General features: G+C 64.2%; 15 protein-coding genes and 1 pseudogene. 7 read left to right on the top strand and 9 right to left on the bottom strand.

Translation table 11 applies throughout. The annotated features are described in order from the left end of the window. Nucleotide 1: 1 nt before the first annotated feature. The gene (locus ONR75_RS23570) at nucleotides 2-268 is read left to right on the top strand and encodes a hypothetical protein (RefSeq protein ID WP_265079374.1); all 267 of its coding nucleotides are present in this window, start codon (nucleotides 2-4) and stop codon (nucleotides 266-268) included. Nucleotides 269-272: 4 nt separating this feature from the next. Here the strand turns inward: ONR75_RS23570 and ONR75_RS23565 are convergent, their stop codons facing one another. Genes ONR75_RS23565 through ONR75_RS23550 form a run of 4 tightly spaced genes read right to left on the bottom strand, consistent with a single transcriptional unit; the run spans nucleotide 273 to nucleotide 5,344 of the window. Then, nucleotides 273-1,895, bottom strand: coding sequence for an ABC transporter ATP-binding protein (locus ONR75_RS23565; RefSeq protein ID WP_265079373.1), 1,623 nt, complete (start codon nucleotides 1,893-1,895; stop codon nucleotides 273-275). Continuing rightward, a complete protein-coding gene (locus ONR75_RS23560) occupies nucleotides 1,892-2,722 on the bottom strand; it encodes an ABC transporter permease (protein ID WP_265079372.1) in 831 nt (276 codons plus the stop codon). The genes ONR75_RS23565 and ONR75_RS23560 overlap by 4 nt, the downstream gene beginning before the upstream one ends. Nucleotides 2,723-2,725: 3 nt before the next feature. Further along, entirely contained in the window at nucleotides 2,726-3,703 is a 978-nt protein-coding gene (locus ONR75_RS23555) for an ABC transporter permease (RefSeq protein ID WP_265079371.1), read from the bottom strand. Between the two features lie 24 nt (nucleotides 3,704-3,727). Continuing rightward, nucleotides 3,728-5,344, bottom strand: a complete 1,617-nt coding sequence (locus ONR75_RS23550; protein WP_265079370.1) for an ABC transporter substrate-binding protein — start codon at nucleotides 5,342-5,344, stop codon at nucleotides 3,728-3,730. A 269-nt stretch (nucleotides 5,345-5,613) separates the two neighbouring features. On the opposite strand from ONR75_RS23550, the gene ONR75_RS23545 reads away from it, so the two are divergent. The 5 genes from ONR75_RS23545 (at nucleotide 5,614) to ONR75_RS23525 (ending at nucleotide 9,327) form a co-directional block, all read left to right on the top strand. After that, entirely contained in the window at nucleotides 5,614-5,892 is a 279-nt protein-coding gene (locus ONR75_RS23545) for a hypothetical protein (protein WP_265079369.1), read from the top strand. Between the two features lie 153 nt (nucleotides 5,893-6,045). Next, nucleotides 6,046-6,384, top strand: a complete 339-nt coding sequence (locus tag ONR75_RS23540; protein ID WP_265079368.1) for a hypothetical protein — start codon at nucleotides 6,046-6,048, stop codon at nucleotides 6,382-6,384. 198 nt (nucleotides 6,385-6,582) lie between these two features. Further along, the gene (locus ONR75_RS23535) at nucleotides 6,583-7,689 is read left to right on the top strand and encodes a methionine ABC transporter ATP-binding protein (protein WP_413776380.1); all 1,107 of its coding nucleotides are present in this window, start codon (nucleotides 6,583-6,585) and stop codon (nucleotides 7,687-7,689) included. Beyond that, entirely contained in the window at nucleotides 7,679-8,344 is a 666-nt protein-coding gene (locus ONR75_RS23530; RefSeq protein WP_265079366.1) for a methionine ABC transporter permease, read from the top strand. The genes ONR75_RS23535 and ONR75_RS23530 overlap by 11 nt, the downstream gene beginning before the upstream one ends. Before the next feature lie 200 nt (nucleotides 8,345-8,544). Next, complete coding sequence (locus ONR75_RS23525; RefSeq protein WP_265079365.1) at nucleotides 8,545-9,327, top strand: MetQ/NlpA family ABC transporter substrate-binding protein; 783 nt, start codon at nucleotides 8,545-8,547, stop codon at nucleotides 9,325-9,327. Between the two features lie 201 nt (nucleotides 9,328-9,528). On the opposite strand, the gene ONR75_RS23520 is transcribed toward ONR75_RS23525, so the two are convergent. The 5 genes and pseudogenes from ONR75_RS23520 to ONR75_RS23500 all read right to left on the bottom strand — a co-directional run bounded on the left by ONR75_RS23520 (nucleotide 9,529) and on the right by ONR75_RS23500 (nucleotide 13,691). After that, nucleotides 9,529-10,260 carry an amino acid ABC transporter ATP-binding protein gene (locus ONR75_RS23520; protein ID WP_265083776.1) on the bottom strand — a complete coding sequence of 244 codons (732 nt, stop codon included), beginning with the start codon at nucleotides 10,258-10,260 and terminating at the stop codon, nucleotides 9,529-9,531. A gap of 49 nt (nucleotides 10,261-10,309) precedes the next feature. Further along, nucleotides 10,310-11,002 (bottom strand): amino acid ABC transporter permease, encoded by a 693-nt coding sequence (locus ONR75_RS23515; RefSeq protein ID WP_265079364.1) that lies wholly within the window; start codon nucleotides 11,000-11,002, stop codon nucleotides 10,310-10,312. A 4-nt stretch (nucleotides 11,003-11,006) separates the two neighbouring features. Then, nucleotides 11,007-11,734 (bottom strand): annotated as a pseudogene (locus tag ONR75_RS23510) (amino acid ABC transporter permease); the annotation flags it as partial. Nucleotides 11,735-11,815: 81 nt separating this feature from the next. After that, a complete protein-coding gene (locus tag ONR75_RS23505) occupies nucleotides 11,816-12,730 on the bottom strand; it encodes an amino acid ABC transporter substrate-binding protein (RefSeq protein ID WP_265079363.1) in 915 nt (304 codons plus the stop codon). A 298-nt stretch (nucleotides 12,731-13,028) separates the two neighbouring features. After that, on the bottom strand, nucleotides 13,029-13,691 hold the full coding sequence (locus ONR75_RS23500; RefSeq protein WP_265079362.1) for an HAD family hydrolase: 663 nt from the start codon (nucleotides 13,689-13,691) through the stop codon (nucleotides 13,029-13,031). A 336-nt stretch (nucleotides 13,692-14,027) separates the two neighbouring features. Between ONR75_RS23500 and ONR75_RS23495 the strand changes: the two genes are divergently transcribed. After that, the gene (locus tag ONR75_RS23495; protein ID WP_265079361.1) at nucleotides 14,028-14,507 is read left to right on the top strand and encodes a (2Fe-2S)-binding protein; all 480 of its coding nucleotides are present in this window, start codon (nucleotides 14,028-14,030) and stop codon (nucleotides 14,505-14,507) included. Nucleotides 14,508-14,549 lie beyond the last annotated feature (42 nt).

Genomic DNA, 14,549 nt, shown 5'->3' with positions numbered 1-14,549 from the left:
CATGAACGAGCTGGAAAAGGCCGAGGCCGTGCTCGAAGCCCTGAAGGCCGCCGAGCAGGAGCTTCCGCAAGCCGCATTGCCGATCCTGAACGGCATTGCGGGGCTCATCAAGGGCGACGGAGACGATGCGCTGGAGATCCAGGAGGCGCGCACCGACGCCTTCATGGCGATCTGTGAACTCGGCAAAGCGCTGCATCGCGGCCAGCCAGCCGATCAGCTGTGGGCGCCAGCATTCAGTGCGGCCCAGCGCTGGCGCGGGCTGGTCTAGCCGGCTACGGCCTCGCACGCTCGAAGTTGCCGCCCGGGATCGAGGCGATCAGCGCCTTCGTGTAGGGATGCTGCGGCCGTCCCAGCACATCGCCGGCGAGGCCATGCTCCACCACCTCGCCGTCCTTCATCACCGCGACGAGATCGCAGATCTGCGCTGCGACGCGCAGGTCGTGGGTGATGAACACGATGGACAGGCCGAGGCGCTGGCGCAGTTCGGCCAGCAGCTTGAGCACCTGGGCCTGCACGGAGACGTCGAGCGCCGATACCGCTTCGTCAGCCACCAGAATTGCAGGTTGCAAGGCGAGCGCGCGGGCGAGGCCGATGCGCTGGCGCTGGCCGCCGGAGAACTCGTGCGGAAAACGATCGCTGGCGGCGGGATCGAGGCCGACCAGCGCGAACAGTTCGCGGGCGTCGGCCAGTGCCTTGGCGCGCGGCGTGCCGTGGATGATCGGCCCCTGCGCCACCAGCTCGCCGGCCTTGCGGCGCGGATTGAGCGAGGCGAACGGGTCCTGGAACACCATCTGGATGTGCCGCGTCTCGCGCCTCACGTTTTCCTTGGTCATCGTCGCCCAGTCCTTGCCGTCGGCCATGATCGATCCGGCATCGGGATCGATGAGGCGGACGAGGCAGCGGGCGAGGGTGGATTTGCCGGAGCCGGATTCGCCGACGATGCCCAGCGTGGCGCCGCGCGGCAGTTGCAGAGAGACGTTCTTCACCGCATGAGTCACGCGCGCGCCGCGGCCGAGAAAGCCGCCGGTGCGATAGGTTTTCGACACGTTGTCGATGGTCAGCACCATGTCCTCGGACAACGTCCGCGGCGGTGGCGCGGTCAGCGGCGGCACCGCGGCGAGCAGTTGCTTGGTATAGGCATGTTGCGGTTTCAGCAGGACGTCGCGGACGCTGCCCTGTTCGACGATCGACCCGTGCTGCATGACCGCCACGCGGTCGGCGATCTCCGCCACCACGCCGAAATCATGCGTGATGAACAGCACCGCGGTCCTGCGGCGTTGCTGCAATTCGCGGATCAGCTTGAGAATCTGCGCCTGCGTGGTGACGTCGAGCGCGGTGGTCGGCTCGTCGGCGATCAGCAGTTTCGGATCGAGCGCCAGCGCCATGGCGATCATGGCGCGCTGGCGTTGCCCGCCCGACAGCTCATGGGGATAGGCCCGCGCTGCCGCTTTGGGATCGGGAATGCGCACGTCTTCGAGCAGCGCCTGCACGCGGGCGCGAATGTCGGCCTTCGACAGGTCTGTGTGGATCGAGAACATCTCGCCGATCTGGTCGCCGATGGTGCGCAGCGGATTGAGCGCCGTCATCGGCTCCTGGAACACCATCGCGATGCCGGCGCCGCGCACCTTGCGCAGGTCGTTGATGCTCGCCGAAGCGAGGTCGATGCCCTCGAACAGCGCGCGGCCACCATCGATGCTGACGCCGCCGGGCAGCAGTCGCATGATGGCATTTGCCATCATCGATTTGCCGGAGCCGGACTCGCCGACCACGCAGAGAATCTCATCGGCGGCGATGGCCAGTGAGACGCCCGCCAGCGCGTGGGTCCGGTCCGCGCCATCGGGAAGTCTGACGCTCAGGTTCTCGAGCCGCAGGACCGCGGTGGAAGTCTCGGTCATCGTCCCTTGAGCCTTGGATTAAGCGCGTCGTTGAGGCCCTGGCCGACCAGCGACACCGCCAGCACGGTGACCAGGATGGCAATGCCGGGGATCGCCGAGACGTACCACTGCACGCGCAGCACGTCGCGGCCGAGCCCGATCAAATTGCCCCAGGAGGCGACGTTGGGATCGGACAGCCGCAGGAAGGCCAGCGCGCTTTCCAGCAGGATCGCCACCGCCATCACCACGCTGGCATAGACGATCACCGGCGGCAGCGCGTTGGGCAGGATCTCGCCGAGGATGAGCTGGATGTCCTTCATGCCGAGCGTGCGGCCAGCCTGGACGAATTCGCGGTTGCGCAGCGACAGGAATTCGGCCCGGGTCAGCCGCGCCGGCGCCGGCCACGACACGATGCCGACGGCGATGGTCACCGTGGTCAGCGTCGAGCCGAACACCGCGACCAGCACCAGCAGCAGCACGAAATTCGGCAGCGTCTGGAACGCCTCGGTGATGCGCATCAGAACGGTATCGACCCAGCCGCCGTAATAGCCGGCGAAGGCGCCGATCAGCACGCCGATGACCACCGCGATGGCGGTTGCGACCACGCCGATCAGCAACGAAATGCGCGCGCCGTAGAACAGCTGGGCCGCGATGTCGCGGCCGGAATTGTCGGTGCCGAGCAGGAAGCGCGGATTGGAGAACGGCCAGATCAGCGGCCGGCCGGCCAGCGCCAGCGGATCGCGCGGATACAGCCAGCCTGCGGAGATCGCCATGGCGATCACCAGCAGCAGCAGCACGAGGCCGACCAGAGCGGAGGGACTGCGGCAATAGCGTTTCACGGCGTCCATGGCTCAGCCCTCGGCCGTGATGCGCGGATCGAGCCGCGCATAGAGCAGATCGACGAAGAAGTTCACCACGATCACCAGCAGGGCTGAGACGAAGACGATGCCGAGCAGCGTATTGAGGTCGCGCTGCACCACGGATTCATAAGCGAGGCGACCAAGTCCAGGGAGCGAGAACACGCTTTCGACGACGACCGAGCCGCCGAGCATGGTGCCTGCCTGGATGCCGATCAGCGTGACCATCGGCAGCAAGGCATTGCGCAGCACGTGGCGGATCACCACGCGGGTCTCGTCGAGCCCCTTGGCGCGCGCGGTGCGGACGAAATCGAGGTTCAGCACCTCCAGCATCGAGGCGCGCATGATGCGCAGATAAATGGCGAGGAAGATCAGCCCAAGCGTCAGCGTCGGCAGCACCAGGTGGCGCGCGATGTCGAGTGTGCGCCACAGCCCGGTCTGTACCGCGCCGATGTCCTCGAAGCCGCCGGCCGGCAGCCATTGCAGATAGATCGAGAATACCACGATGGCCATCAGCCCGAACCAGAACGACGGCGTGGCATAGAAGATCAGGCCGAGGGTAGAGATCAGGGTGTCCGGCCATTTGTTGAAGCCGCGCGCGGCGATGACGCCGAGCACCAGCCCGAAGAAGAAGGCAAAGGACAGCGAGGCAGTCATCAGCAGCAGCGTCGGCGGCAGACGTTCGAGAATGACTGTGGCGACTGGCTTGCCGTAGATCGAGGAGAAGCCGAGATCGAGGCGCACCAGCTTCCAGAGATAATTGCCAAGCTGCATGGGGATCGAGAGGTCGAGCCCATAGAATTTGCGCAACTCGCGCGCGGTGGCCGCGTCGCCGCCGCCCATCTGGGCCATCATCGCATCGACGGTGTCACCCGGCGCGAACTGCAGCAGCAGGAACACGCCGATCAGGATCAGGAACAGGGTCGGGATCGAGGCGGCGAGCCGCCGCCCCGCGAGAGTCAGAATACGCATCGGGCTATCTTGCCAGCCTTTGCGTCAGGCCGATAGCCACAGATCGTGCCAGCTCGAGGAGCCCCAGCGTGGCGTGTTGGAATGGTTGCGTGCCTTGGCGGTAATCACCGTGACGAAAATTTGTTCGATCGGCATCCACACCGGCAATGCGGTGTTGGCCTGCTTGACGAACTCGGCATAGAGGGCCTTGCGTTTGACCGGATCGATTTCGGTGGCGGCATCGTCGATGACCTTGTCGATGGCTGCGTCTTCCCAACCCCACTGGTTGGTCCACGGCGCGCCCTTGGGCTGGCCGGAGCGATACCAGACGGTGGTCGAGACGGCCGGGTCGTTACGGTACTGGTGCCAGCCGGTGGCGAGATCGAAGGCGTGGTCGTCATAGACCTGCTTGAGAAAGCCGCCGCCGTCGTTGCGGACGACCTCGACCTGGACGCCCACTTCGCCCAGCGACTGCTGGATGAAGGTGGCCCACAGCGAGATGTCCTCGCCCCATGGCGCCGGCAGCAGGCGCAGGCTGAAGCGGGTTCCGCCGGCGCCGGGCTTGAAGCCGGCCTCGTCGAGCAACGCGATCGCCTTCTTCTTGTCGTAGGGATATTGCGGCGTGTCGGCGCCGGGATAGAAATCGGTGGACACCGACGGGATCGGCCCGGTGCCGAGCTTGGCGAAATCGCCCAAAAAATTCTCGATGAAGAACGGCACGTTGATCGCATGGGCGATGGCGCGGCGGACGCGGATGTCGGCCAGCTCCTTGCGGCGGAAGTTGAACTCGATGGTATTGGTACGGGCGTTGCCCTCGTTGCCCTTGGTGGACACGACGAAGCGCTTGTCCTTGCCGAGGCGCGCGGTGTCGGAAATCGTCAGGCCGGTGAACGGGCTGTAGTGCAGGTCGCCGGCCTCCATCTGCGCCGCGGCGGCCGCGCGGTCGGTGATGACGCGCCAGGTGATGCGGTCGAGATAGGGCGCGTTGGGCCGCCAGTAGTTCTCGTTGCGGTCGGCGATGATGTACTGGCCGCGCTCGTACTTGACGAACTTGAACGGCCCGGTGCCGACCGGTGCGAGGTTGGTCGGGTTCTGGCGGATGTCGCCGGACTCATAGAGGTGCTTGGCCGAGACGTAGCCAAGGTCAGGCAACGCGCGCAGCAGCAGGCCAAGCGGCATCGGCCGCTCGTATTTGAAGATGGCCGTGAGCGGGTCGGGGGTTTCGACGTCGGTCAGAAACAGTTGCAGCGTCGATCCGTAATTGAGGATCTTCTTCCACATGTTCATGGCAGTGAAGGCGACATCGGCCGAAGTGAACGGCTTGCCGTCGTGCCAGGTCACACCCTTGCGCAGCTTGAAGGTGATGGTCTTGCCGTCGGGCGTGGCTTCCCAGCTTTCCGCGAGAACGCCGACCGGCTGGCCGTTGGCGCCCAGATCGACCAGCGACTCCTGGATCTTGCCGCCGATGATGTAGACCCCGGTGGATGCCTGGATGCTGGGATTGAGCTGGCGCTGCTCGGCCCCGTAATGGACGTTGAACACGCCACCCTTGCGTGGGGTCTCCTGGGCGAAGGCCCGCAAAGGATTGGCGACGTTGGCAGCAATGGCCGCCGATGTCAGCAGCGCGGTGCGGCGGGTGATCTCGAAACGCGAAAGTGTCATGTCTTCTCCAGGCGCATATCCGGTGCCGGCGGGACCTCGGCCGGCATGGAACCACGCTACGACGAACCCGACGGCGGAGTCATTTTCTATTTGTGTTTAGACCAGTTGGATTTGCCTACATGGGGCTGCCGACGTGCAATGGCGGCCAGTTGCATCCGCCGGTCCGCGCCCCGTTGTTCGACGTTTTGGAACCCAAAGAATCCAGGTTCCTCCCGCAACCAGCGAATTTCTTCGGCGTTATTCGGGGCAGGGACAGAAAGGAAAATGTGATGAAGAAAACAGCAGTCATTCTGGCGACCGTCGCAGCGCTAGGCGCGGCGGCGGTGACAACTGCGCCGGCAGAGGCGCGCGGTCGCGGATGGGGCCCTGGTCCTGCCATCGGTCTGGGTCTGGCGGCGGGCGCGCTCGCCGCTGGCGCCTATGGTGCATACGGACCCGGCTACGGATACTACGGCCCCCGTTACTATCGTCCGCATTATTACGGCTATGGTTACGGCTACCGCCCGCGCTATGCCTATTATGGGCCGCGCTACTATCGTGGCTGGTAACCGCCAGCAGCACGAACTAGCCCGGAGCTTCGCTCCGGGCTTTTTCATGCGTGGTGCGCCATCGTGATCACCGGATTTGCGGCGGGAAACAATCGCTCAATACGAAGTTAGCGATACGGCGGCTCGCTCGGGCCGTCGCCATGGAATCATCAAATGCACGTCGAACGGGTGTTACGCGAATACGGTCAGCTTCTGCGGCCGATGAACGAGGCCCCTCGCGACGGTAAGCGCATTCTTGGCCACCATCCCCGTACGCGGCGGTTGGTCCTCTGTTACTGGGAGACGGCCCCGGCCGCTCTGGTGGGTCCTGTCTGGATCGGTGAGCAGGACGGTCGTCGCGGCTATCTCGATCGCTATTTCGACGGCTGGCTCGATCCGCAGGACCTCCGGCTGCTCGACGCCGATGCGGTCAACCGGCTGCTGGTGGCCTATATCGATGACGCCCGTGCCGGCGATTACACTGCGGCGCTCAAGCTCCTGGAGCAAGCCTGAGCGGAGGCCAGCCGTGCTGCCATGAGGCCGAATCCGGCATTTCTGTCCCCTAGCGGAACAGCCTGGGAGGCGGTTGTGGTTTTCTTGGCGACGCCATTGAATTAGCTGGCAAAATCCGTAGGTTGCGCGGGTTCGCCGTCGTTGCGGACCAAAAATCCTCACATCGCCGCCTTTCCATTCGCGCAGAACTGATCTCCTATGAACGCTCCCTTATCCAAGCCTACCGGAGCGCCCGTGCCCATCATCGACCCGCAGGGGCGCGCCATCATTTCCTTCGATGGCGTCAGCAAGATATTCCCGGCGCGATCGGGCTCTGCCGAGGTGCGGGCGGTGGATAGCATCGACCTTAAAGTGCCTGAAGGCGCCATCGTCGGCGTGATCGGGCGAAGCGGCGCCGGCAAGTCGACGCTGATCCGGCTGATCAACGGCCTCGAACTGCCGACCTCCGGCCGCGTCAATGTCGACGGCCTCGACATCGGCGCGCTCGACGAGCGCAGCCTGCGCAAGGCGCGGCGTTCGATCGGCATGATCTTCCAGCATTTCAACCTGCTGTCGTCGCGCACCGCCTTCGACAATATCGCGCTGCCGCTGGAAATCGCCGGCGTGGCGCGTCGCGACATCCCGGGCATCGTCAACCCCTTGCTCGACATGGTCGGCCTCGCCGACAAGCGCGACCGCTATCCGGCCGAACTGTCCGGCGGCCAGAAGCAGCGCGTCGGCATTGCCCGCGCGCTGGCCACCAAGCCGAAAGTGCTGCTGTCGGACGAGGCGACGTCGGCGCTGGATCCGGAGACTACCAGCCAGATCCTGGCGCTGCTCAAGCAGATCAACGCCGAGCTCAACCTGACCATCCTGTTCATCACTCACGAAATGTCGGTGGTGAAGAAGCTCGCCGACCATGTCGCCGTGATGGAAGGCGGCCGCATCGTCGAGCAGGGGACCACCTACGAGATCTTTGCCAATCCGCACCACGAGACCACCAGGCGCTTCGTCGGCGAGGTCACCGGCGGCAACGTGCCGGAATGGCTGCAGGCCAAGCTGCTGCCGGCCTATGCGCCCGGCATGCAGGCGGTGATCCGCATCGCCTTCACCGGCGCGGACGCCGACGAGCCGGTGCTGTCGCGGCTGACACGCGCCTACAACGTCGATTTCAACATCATGCATGGCCAGATCGAATATGTCGCCGACCATCCGTTCGGCACGCTGATCGCATCCGTCGCCGCCGAGCCCGAATTGTTGGCGAAGCTGGTGGCCGAGCTGACCAGCACCCGCAACAAAGTGGAGCACCTTGGCTATGTCGCCTGAACTGTTGTCGCTGATTGCCTGGTCGACCCTGGACACCCTGACCATGGTGGCGCTGGCCGGCACCTTCGGCACGCTGGTCGGCCTGCCGCTCGGCATCTTTCTCGCCACCAGCCGCGCCAACGAACTGTTCCCGGCGCCGATGGTCAATCGTCTGCTCGGCCTCGTGGTCAACGCCACGCGCTCGACGCCGTTCATCATCCTGGTGGTGGCCATCGTGCCGCTGACGCGGCTGATCGCCGGCACCTCGATCGGCACCAGCGCCGCGGTGGTGCCGCTGACCATCGCCGCAATTCCCTTCATTGCCCGCGTCATCGAGGGCGCGATCCGCGAAGTCGACCAGGGCCTGGTCGAAGCCGCGCGCGCCTTTGGCGCCAGTCCGCTGCAGATCGTGCAGAAGGTGCTGCTGCCGGAAGCCCTGCCGGCGGTGACGCTGGCGCTGACGCTCGCCACGGTCAGCCTGATCGGCTACTCCGCGATGGTCGGCGCGGTCGGCGGCGGCGGGCTTGGCGATCTCGGCATCCGCTATGGCTACCAGCGCTTCATGCCGGAGGTGATGGCCACCGTGGTCATCGTGCTGATCGTGCTGGTGCAGGGCGTGCAGACCATCGGCGACCGGCTCTCGCGCCGCCTCGACAAGCGCAACCGTCATTCGTGAGGTCACTTATGGGACGTGTCCCGGACGCAGTGCAGTGCGCCGCATCTTAGCGGCGTAGCGCACTGCTGAGCCGGGACCGTCAAAAACGCCGGCGATCGGTACGGTCCCGGATCTGCGAAGCAGCGTTGCACGCTGCGTCGCGTCCGGGACACGAACTGAACCGCTTCGATCAATCTTCAACACCACCACAGGAACCGAATATGTCGCTACGCTCTCTCGCTCTCTCGGTCGTCGCAGCCCTTGCGCTGACGACCGCTGCCCATGCCGAGACCATCAAGGTCGGTGTCACCGCCGGGCCGCATGCCCAGATCATGGAGGCCGTGAAGGCGGTCGCCGCCAAGAAGGACCTCGACATCCAGGTCGTCGAATTCTCCGACTATGTGGTGCCGAACGCGGCGCTGGAGGCCGGCGACCTGCAGGCCAATTCGTTCCAGCACCAGCCCTATCTCGATAACCAGATCGCCGACCGCAAGTACAAGATCGTATCCGTCGGCGGCACCGTGAACTTCCCGATGGGCATCTATTCGAAGAAGGTGAAGAACTGGGACGAGATCAAGACCGGCGCCTCGCTGGCGATCCCCAATGACCCGACCAATGGCGGCCGCGTGCTGCTGCTGTTGCGCGACAAGGGCGTCATCAAGCTGAAGGACGGCGTCGGCTTCAAGCCGACCATGCTCGACATCACCGAGAACCCGAAGAAGCTGAAGATCATCGAGATCGATGCCGCGCAGACCCCGCGTACCCTCGACGACGTCGATGCCGCGGGCGTCAACACCAACTACGCCACTCAGTCCGGCCTCGACCCGGTCAAGGACGCGCTGCTGCGTGAAGATCCCAAGGGCCCCTACGCCAACGTCATCGCGGTGCGCATTGCCGACAAGGACAAGCCGTGGGTGAAGACGCTGGTGGAGAGCTATCAGTCGCCGGAGATCAAGGAATTTATCGCCACCAAGTTCAAGGGCGCGGTGCTGGCCACCTGGTAGGGCGCTTTCTTCCTCTCCCAAAGCGCAGCGAAGCTGCGCGTGGCGGGAGGGTGGCCGCGCGAAGCGCGGTCGGGTGGGGGCAGCAATACGGACGTCAGCGTTTGAGGTCCCCCACCCCGGCCTCCACTTCACCGATGCTGCGCATCGTCTCGTTCGGCCGACCCTCCCCACCGCGGAAGACGCGGGGGAGGAAACCACTGACTAATGCGCCAGGATCTTCGACAGGAACTGCTGCGCGCGATCGCTGCGCGGGTGGCCGAAGAAGTCGTCCTTCTGGGCGTCTTCGACGATCTCGCCGGCATCCATGAAGATGACGCGGTTGGCGACTTTCTTGGCGAACCCCATCTCGTGGGTCACCACCATCATGGTCATGCCTTCCTTGGCGAGTTCGACCATGACGTCGAGCACCTCGTTGATCATTTCCGGATCCAGTGCCGAGGTCGGCTCGTCGAACAGCATGCAGATCGGGTCCATCACCAGCGCCCGCGCGATGGCGACGCGCTGCTGCTGACCGCCGGACAGCTGGCCGGGATATTTCTCCGCATGCGCGGTGAGGCCGACGCGCTCCAGCATCTTCATTGCCTTGGCGCGCGCGGCGTCCTCGGAGCGGCCGAGGACCTTGGTCTGGCCGAGGCACAGGTTCTCGACGATGCGCAGGTGCGGAAACAGTTCGAAGTGCTGGAACACCATGCCGACGCGCGAGCGCAGCTTTGGCAGGTCCTTCTTCATCGTGGTGACGTTGAGACCGTCGACCAGGATGGTGCCTTCCTGCACCGGCTCCAGCGCATTCACGGTCTTGATGAGGGTCGATTTCCCCGAACCGGACGGACCGCAGACCACCACGACCTCGCCCTTGTCCACCGTGGTGCTGCAATGCTTCAGTACCTGGAACGTGGGATTGTACCATTTGCTGACGTTGTCGATGGTGATCATGGGCATGGGGATCGACCGGATGTTGGAGGCACGGAAATGAACGGCACGGCTATCGGATGATGCTGATGCGCTTTTGCAGGCGCTTGACGAAGAACGAGGCGGTGAAGCAGATCGCGAAATAGACCACCGCGGCGAACAGGTACATTTCGGTGAGGCGGCCGTCGCGCTGCGCCACCTTGGAGGCGGCGCCGAGGAAGTCGGTGATCGACAGCACGTAGACCAGCGAGGTATCCTGGAACAGCACGATGGTCTGGGTGAAGATCACCGGCAGCATGTTGCGGAAGGCCTGCGGCAGCACGACGTGGCGCATCACCTCGCGGTAGTTCAGGCCGATGGCATAACCGGCCATGACCTGGCCGCGCGGGATCGACTGGATGCCGGCGCGCATGATCTCGGAGAAATACGCCGCCTCGAACAGTGTGAAGGTGACGATGGTCGAGGTGTAGGCGCCGACCTGGACCGGCTGGTCGGCCCGCAATATCCACTGTCCGATATAGGGCATCAGGAAGTAGAACAGAAAGATCACCAGCACCAGCGGCAGTGAGCGCATCAGGTTGACGTAGCTCGCCGCAAAGGTCGACAGCGCGACGTTCGACGACAGTCGCATCAAGGCGACCAGCGTGCCGAGGATCAGTCCGCCGACGGTGGCTATCGCCGTCAGCGTCAGCGTGAAGGTCATGCCCTGCTCGAACAGGTAGGGCAGGCTGCGCCAGATGACGTTGAAATCGAAATCGCTGAACATTACGCCTTCCCCCGTTAAAGCCGGGGATGACGAGGCGCTTCTCCGCATAGCGCATCCCGATTGTCACCACGGCGCTGAGGACAAGGTAGATCACGGTCGCGGCCGTGAAGGCCTCGAACACCTGGAACGAGAATTCCTGCATCGAGCGCGCCCGCGCGGTCAGTTCCATGACGCCGATGGTCAGTGCCACCGCGGTGTTCTTGATGGTGTTGAGAAACTCGGAGGTCAGCGGCGGGAAGATGATGCGATAGGCCAGCGGCAGCAGGATATAGCGATAGGTCTGCACGGTGGTGAGGCCGATCGCGGTGCCGGCCATGCGCTGGCCTTTTGGCAGCGAATTGATGCCGGCGCTGACCTGGGTGGCCACACGGGATGACATGTACAGGCCGATGCCGATGACCGCCGTATAGAACGGGCCGTTGCGCAACTGCTTGACCCAGGTGCCGAGATCCTTCGGCAGCAGTTCGGGAATGACGAAGAACCAGATGAAGAGCTGCACCAGCAGGGGATATTGCGGAAGGTCTCGATATAGGCGTTGCCGAGCCGTTCCGACCATTTGGAGGGCAGGGTGCGGATGATGCCGATCAGCGAGCCGACCACGAAGGCGATCGTCCAGGCACACAGCGCAAGCAGGATTGTGACACCAAGCCCGCTCATCAGCGTGCTGAAGTAGGTGCCCGTTGCCTCCGGCGTCTGCTCCCAGAAGATGCCCCAATTCCAGTGATAGTTCACGAATTTACCCCCGCCCCACGCCTGTTGGCAAAAGGCTCATGCAATGGCCGGGCCATCGCATGAGCCTCGTGTCGTCCTTGCTTAGTTGGTGTAGGCGTCAGGATCGGCCGAATCCGACGGCTTCGCGAAGGCCTTGGCCTGCTCGGCGCCCATCGGCACGTTGAGGTTCAGGCCCTTCGGCGGGATCGCCGACATGAACCACTTGTCATACAGCTTCTTGCCGTCGGCGCTCTTGTAGAGAGCGGCGGTGGCGTCGTCGGCGACCTTCTTGAAAGCCGCGTCGTCCTTGCGCAGCATGATGCCGTAGGGCTCGGGCTTGGAGAACGCATCCTTGGAGATGACGTAGCCCGACGGATCCTTGGAGCCGGCGGCGAGGCTGGCGAGCAGGATGTCGTCCATGACGAAGGCGACGGCGCGGTCGGTCTCGACCATCAGGAACGCTTCGGCATGGTCCTTGGCGGCAATCACGTTGATGCCGAGGTTGCGCGCGGCGTTGGCTTCAGTGAGCTGCTTGATGTTGGTGGTGCCGGAGGTGGAGACCACCGACTTGCCCTTGAGATCGTCGATCGAGTTGATCTTGCTGGACTTCTTCGAGACGAAGCGGCTGGCGGTCAGGAAGTGGGTGTTGGTGAAGGAGACCTGCTTCTGGCGGTCGACGTTGTTGGTGGTCGAACCACATTCGAGGTCGACGGTACCGTTGGCGATCAGCGGAATGCGGGTGGCCGAGGTCACCGGGTTGAGCTTGACTTCGATCTTGTCGTTCTTCAGCTCTTTCTTCACGGCATCCACGATCTTGTAGCAGATGTCCATGGCGAAGCCGACCGGCTTCTGGTTGTCGTCCAGATAGGAGAACGGCACCGAGGAGTCACGGAACCCGATGGTGATCGCGCCACTGTCCTTGATTTTCTTCAATGTCCCGGTCAGCTCCTGCGCCGAAGCCGGTCCTGCGCAGAGCGCGGCGGCGATCAGAATGCCGGTCGCATGTTTATAGCCCATGGTGTTCTCCTTTGGATCACGCTGAATCTGAGATGTCCGCCATGAGCATGGCTGGCCTGCGCGGATCAATCAAGCCCGCATAAAGGTACATTTGATGCCGATCGGCCCCGGCGGGGTACGCGCGACGCGCGAAGGCATCCCGAAAAATGCCCAGCAATTGTGAGGGTGCTGGTTAAACTATGGGCGTGCAATTTCGCAGCTTCGCCCAGGCCTGATCGGATGGCGCGCGCCGCTGGCCAAAAGGCAGGCGCTACCGGCTGAGGCCCGCCGGGGTTGGTGAGCGCGCTGGCCGGACGGCTCAGGCGATTTTTGTCGCGCCGAGCAGTCCGGCGAGACGTACGCCCACCGCCTGCGGCGTCACGCAGACGTGGGCGGCGCCGGCCCCGCGCAGTTCCTGCTCGTTGCCGTAACCATAGAGAACGCCGACCGGGGTCATGGCGTTGTTGCGGGCGCCGATCATGTCGAAGCTGCGGTCGCCGACCATGACTGCGCGATTCCCGGCGAGACCGCGCTGGTCGAGCGCGTAGTGCAGCAGCGCCGTCTTTTCGCCTCGGGTGCCGTCGAGCTCGGCGCCGTAGACATGCTCGAAATAGCCGGCCAGGCCGAAATGCTCGATGATGCGGCTGGCGAACACGTGGGCCTTGCTGGTGGCGACGAACAGCCGGGGCCCGGCCGCCTTCAGCCCTGTCAGCAGTTCGTGGATGCCGTCATAGAGCTTGTTTTCGTAGAGGCCGATGTCGGAGAACCGTTCGCGATACAGCGTCACCGCGCGTGCCGCACGGGCTTCGTCGCCGAGCATGGTGCGGAAACTGGTGATCAGCGGCGGGCCGATGCACCACAGCAGATCCTGCTCGGCGGGGACTGGTTGATCGAGGGCGGCGAGCGCGTGCTGGATGGAGCGGGTGATGCCGACTTTGGGGTCGGTCAGCGTGCCGTCGAGGTCGAGGAAGATGGCGTCCATGCCGGCTGGTCTAGAGGCATTTCCGGCAGCCCGCAACGGTCAGGTGGGATCCGAAGACGGAGTCGACGCTGCGGCCGGCGATTGACCGACCCCGAGCAGCGATCGTCCGGCCTCGCAATAGAGTCCGGCGCCGGATCGGGCTTGTCGCAACTTTGTGAATGACCCGGTCTACCGTTCTCGCGTGAAATGCATTTTGCGCGCTATCGGCGATTGCGAGAAGCCGTGAGCGGACGTATGATATTGTCTTCATCATTCCATTCGCCCGGCTGTCGCGCCCCGACTGCCGGTAACTCCTTGCTGCGACCGCGAGTCGTACGCCTGTGTCTGGAGATCGTCATGGCCTATAGTATCAATATCAATGGCGTGAGCCATTCGGTCGACGTCGACAGCGACACGCCTCTGCTCTGGGTGCTGCGCGACGTACTCGGCATGACCGGGACCAAGTTCGGCTGCGGTGAGGCCCTGTGCGGCGCCTGCACCGTGCACCAGGACGGCAGCGCCGTCCGCTCCTGCGTCACGCCGATCGACAGCGTCGGCGACTCCAGGATCACCACCATTGAGGCCATCGGCCAGACGCCGGCCGGCGCCCGGATCCAGAAGGCCTGGCTCGATCTTGAGGTGGTGCAATGCGGCTATTGCCAGTCCGGCCAGATCATGTCGGCAACGGCCTTGCTGGCGAGCAATCCCAGCCCGAAAGACAGCGATATCGACGATGCCATGGCGGGCAACATCTGTCGTTGCGGCACCTATGTCCGGATCCGCGAAGCCATCAAGCATGCCGCGGCGGCACCCGCGACCAACGGGCAGAAGGGCTGACACCATGTTCGACAAATTGATCGATCGCGACGCCATTTCTGA

This window comes from Rhodopseudomonas sp. P2A-2r (genome assembly GCF_026015985.1).
In the GTDB taxonomy this organism is placed as follows: domain Bacteria; phylum Pseudomonadota; class Alphaproteobacteria; order Rhizobiales; family Xanthobacteraceae; genus Tardiphaga.
This window is presented reverse-complemented; position numbering and strand designations above follow the sequence as displayed.

Excerpts from the sequence above, each read along its gene's own strand:
- ONR75_RS23570 (WP_265079374.1), top strand. The coding sequence starts at position 2 with ATGAACGAGCTGGAAAAGGCCGAGGCCGTGCTCGAAGCCCTGAAGGCC.
- ONR75_RS23565 (WP_265079373.1), bottom strand. The coding sequence starts at position 1,895 with ATGACCGAGACTTCCACCGCGGTCCTGCGGCTCGAGAACCTGAGCGTC.
- ONR75_RS23560 (WP_265079372.1), bottom strand. The coding sequence starts at position 2,722 with ATGGACGCCGTGAAACGCTATTGCCGCAGTCCCTCCGCTCTGGTCGGC.
- ONR75_RS23555 (WP_265079371.1), bottom strand. The coding sequence starts at position 3,703 with ATGCGTATTCTGACTCTCGCGGGGCGGCGGCTCGCCGCCTCGATCCCG.
- ONR75_RS23550 (WP_265079370.1), bottom strand. The coding sequence starts at position 5,344 with ATGACACTTTCGCGTTTCGAGATCACCCGCCGCACCGCGCTGCTGACA.
- ONR75_RS23545 (WP_265079369.1), top strand. The coding sequence starts at position 5,614 with ATGAAGAAAACAGCAGTCATTCTGGCGACCGTCGCAGCGCTAGGCGCG.
- ONR75_RS23540 (WP_265079368.1), top strand. The coding sequence starts at position 6,046 with ATGCACGTCGAACGGGTGTTACGCGAATACGGTCAGCTTCTGCGGCCG.
- ONR75_RS23535 (WP_413776380.1), top strand. The coding sequence starts at position 6,583 with ATGAACGCTCCCTTATCCAAGCCTACCGGAGCGCCCGTGCCCATCATC.
- ONR75_RS23530 (WP_265079366.1), top strand. The coding sequence starts at position 7,679 with ATGTCGCCTGAACTGTTGTCGCTGATTGCCTGGTCGACCCTGGACACC.
- ONR75_RS23525 (WP_265079365.1), top strand. The coding sequence starts at position 8,545 with ATGTCGCTACGCTCTCTCGCTCTCTCGGTCGTCGCAGCCCTTGCGCTG.
- ONR75_RS23520 (WP_265083776.1), bottom strand. The coding sequence starts at position 10,260 with ATGATCACCATCGACAACGTCAGCAAATGGTACAATCCCACGTTCCAG.
- ONR75_RS23515 (WP_265079364.1), bottom strand. The coding sequence starts at position 11,002 with ATGTTCAGCGATTTCGATTTCAACGTCATCTGGCGCAGCCTGCCCTAC.
- ONR75_RS23505 (WP_265079363.1), bottom strand. The coding sequence starts at position 12,730 with ATGGGCTATAAACATGCGACCGGCATTCTGATCGCCGCCGCGCTCTGC.
- ONR75_RS23500 (WP_265079362.1), bottom strand. The coding sequence starts at position 13,691 with ATGGACGCCATCTTCCTCGACCTCGACGGCACGCTGACCGACCCCAAA.
- ONR75_RS23495 (WP_265079361.1), top strand. The coding sequence starts at position 14,028 with ATGGCCTATAGTATCAATATCAATGGCGTGAGCCATTCGGTCGACGTC.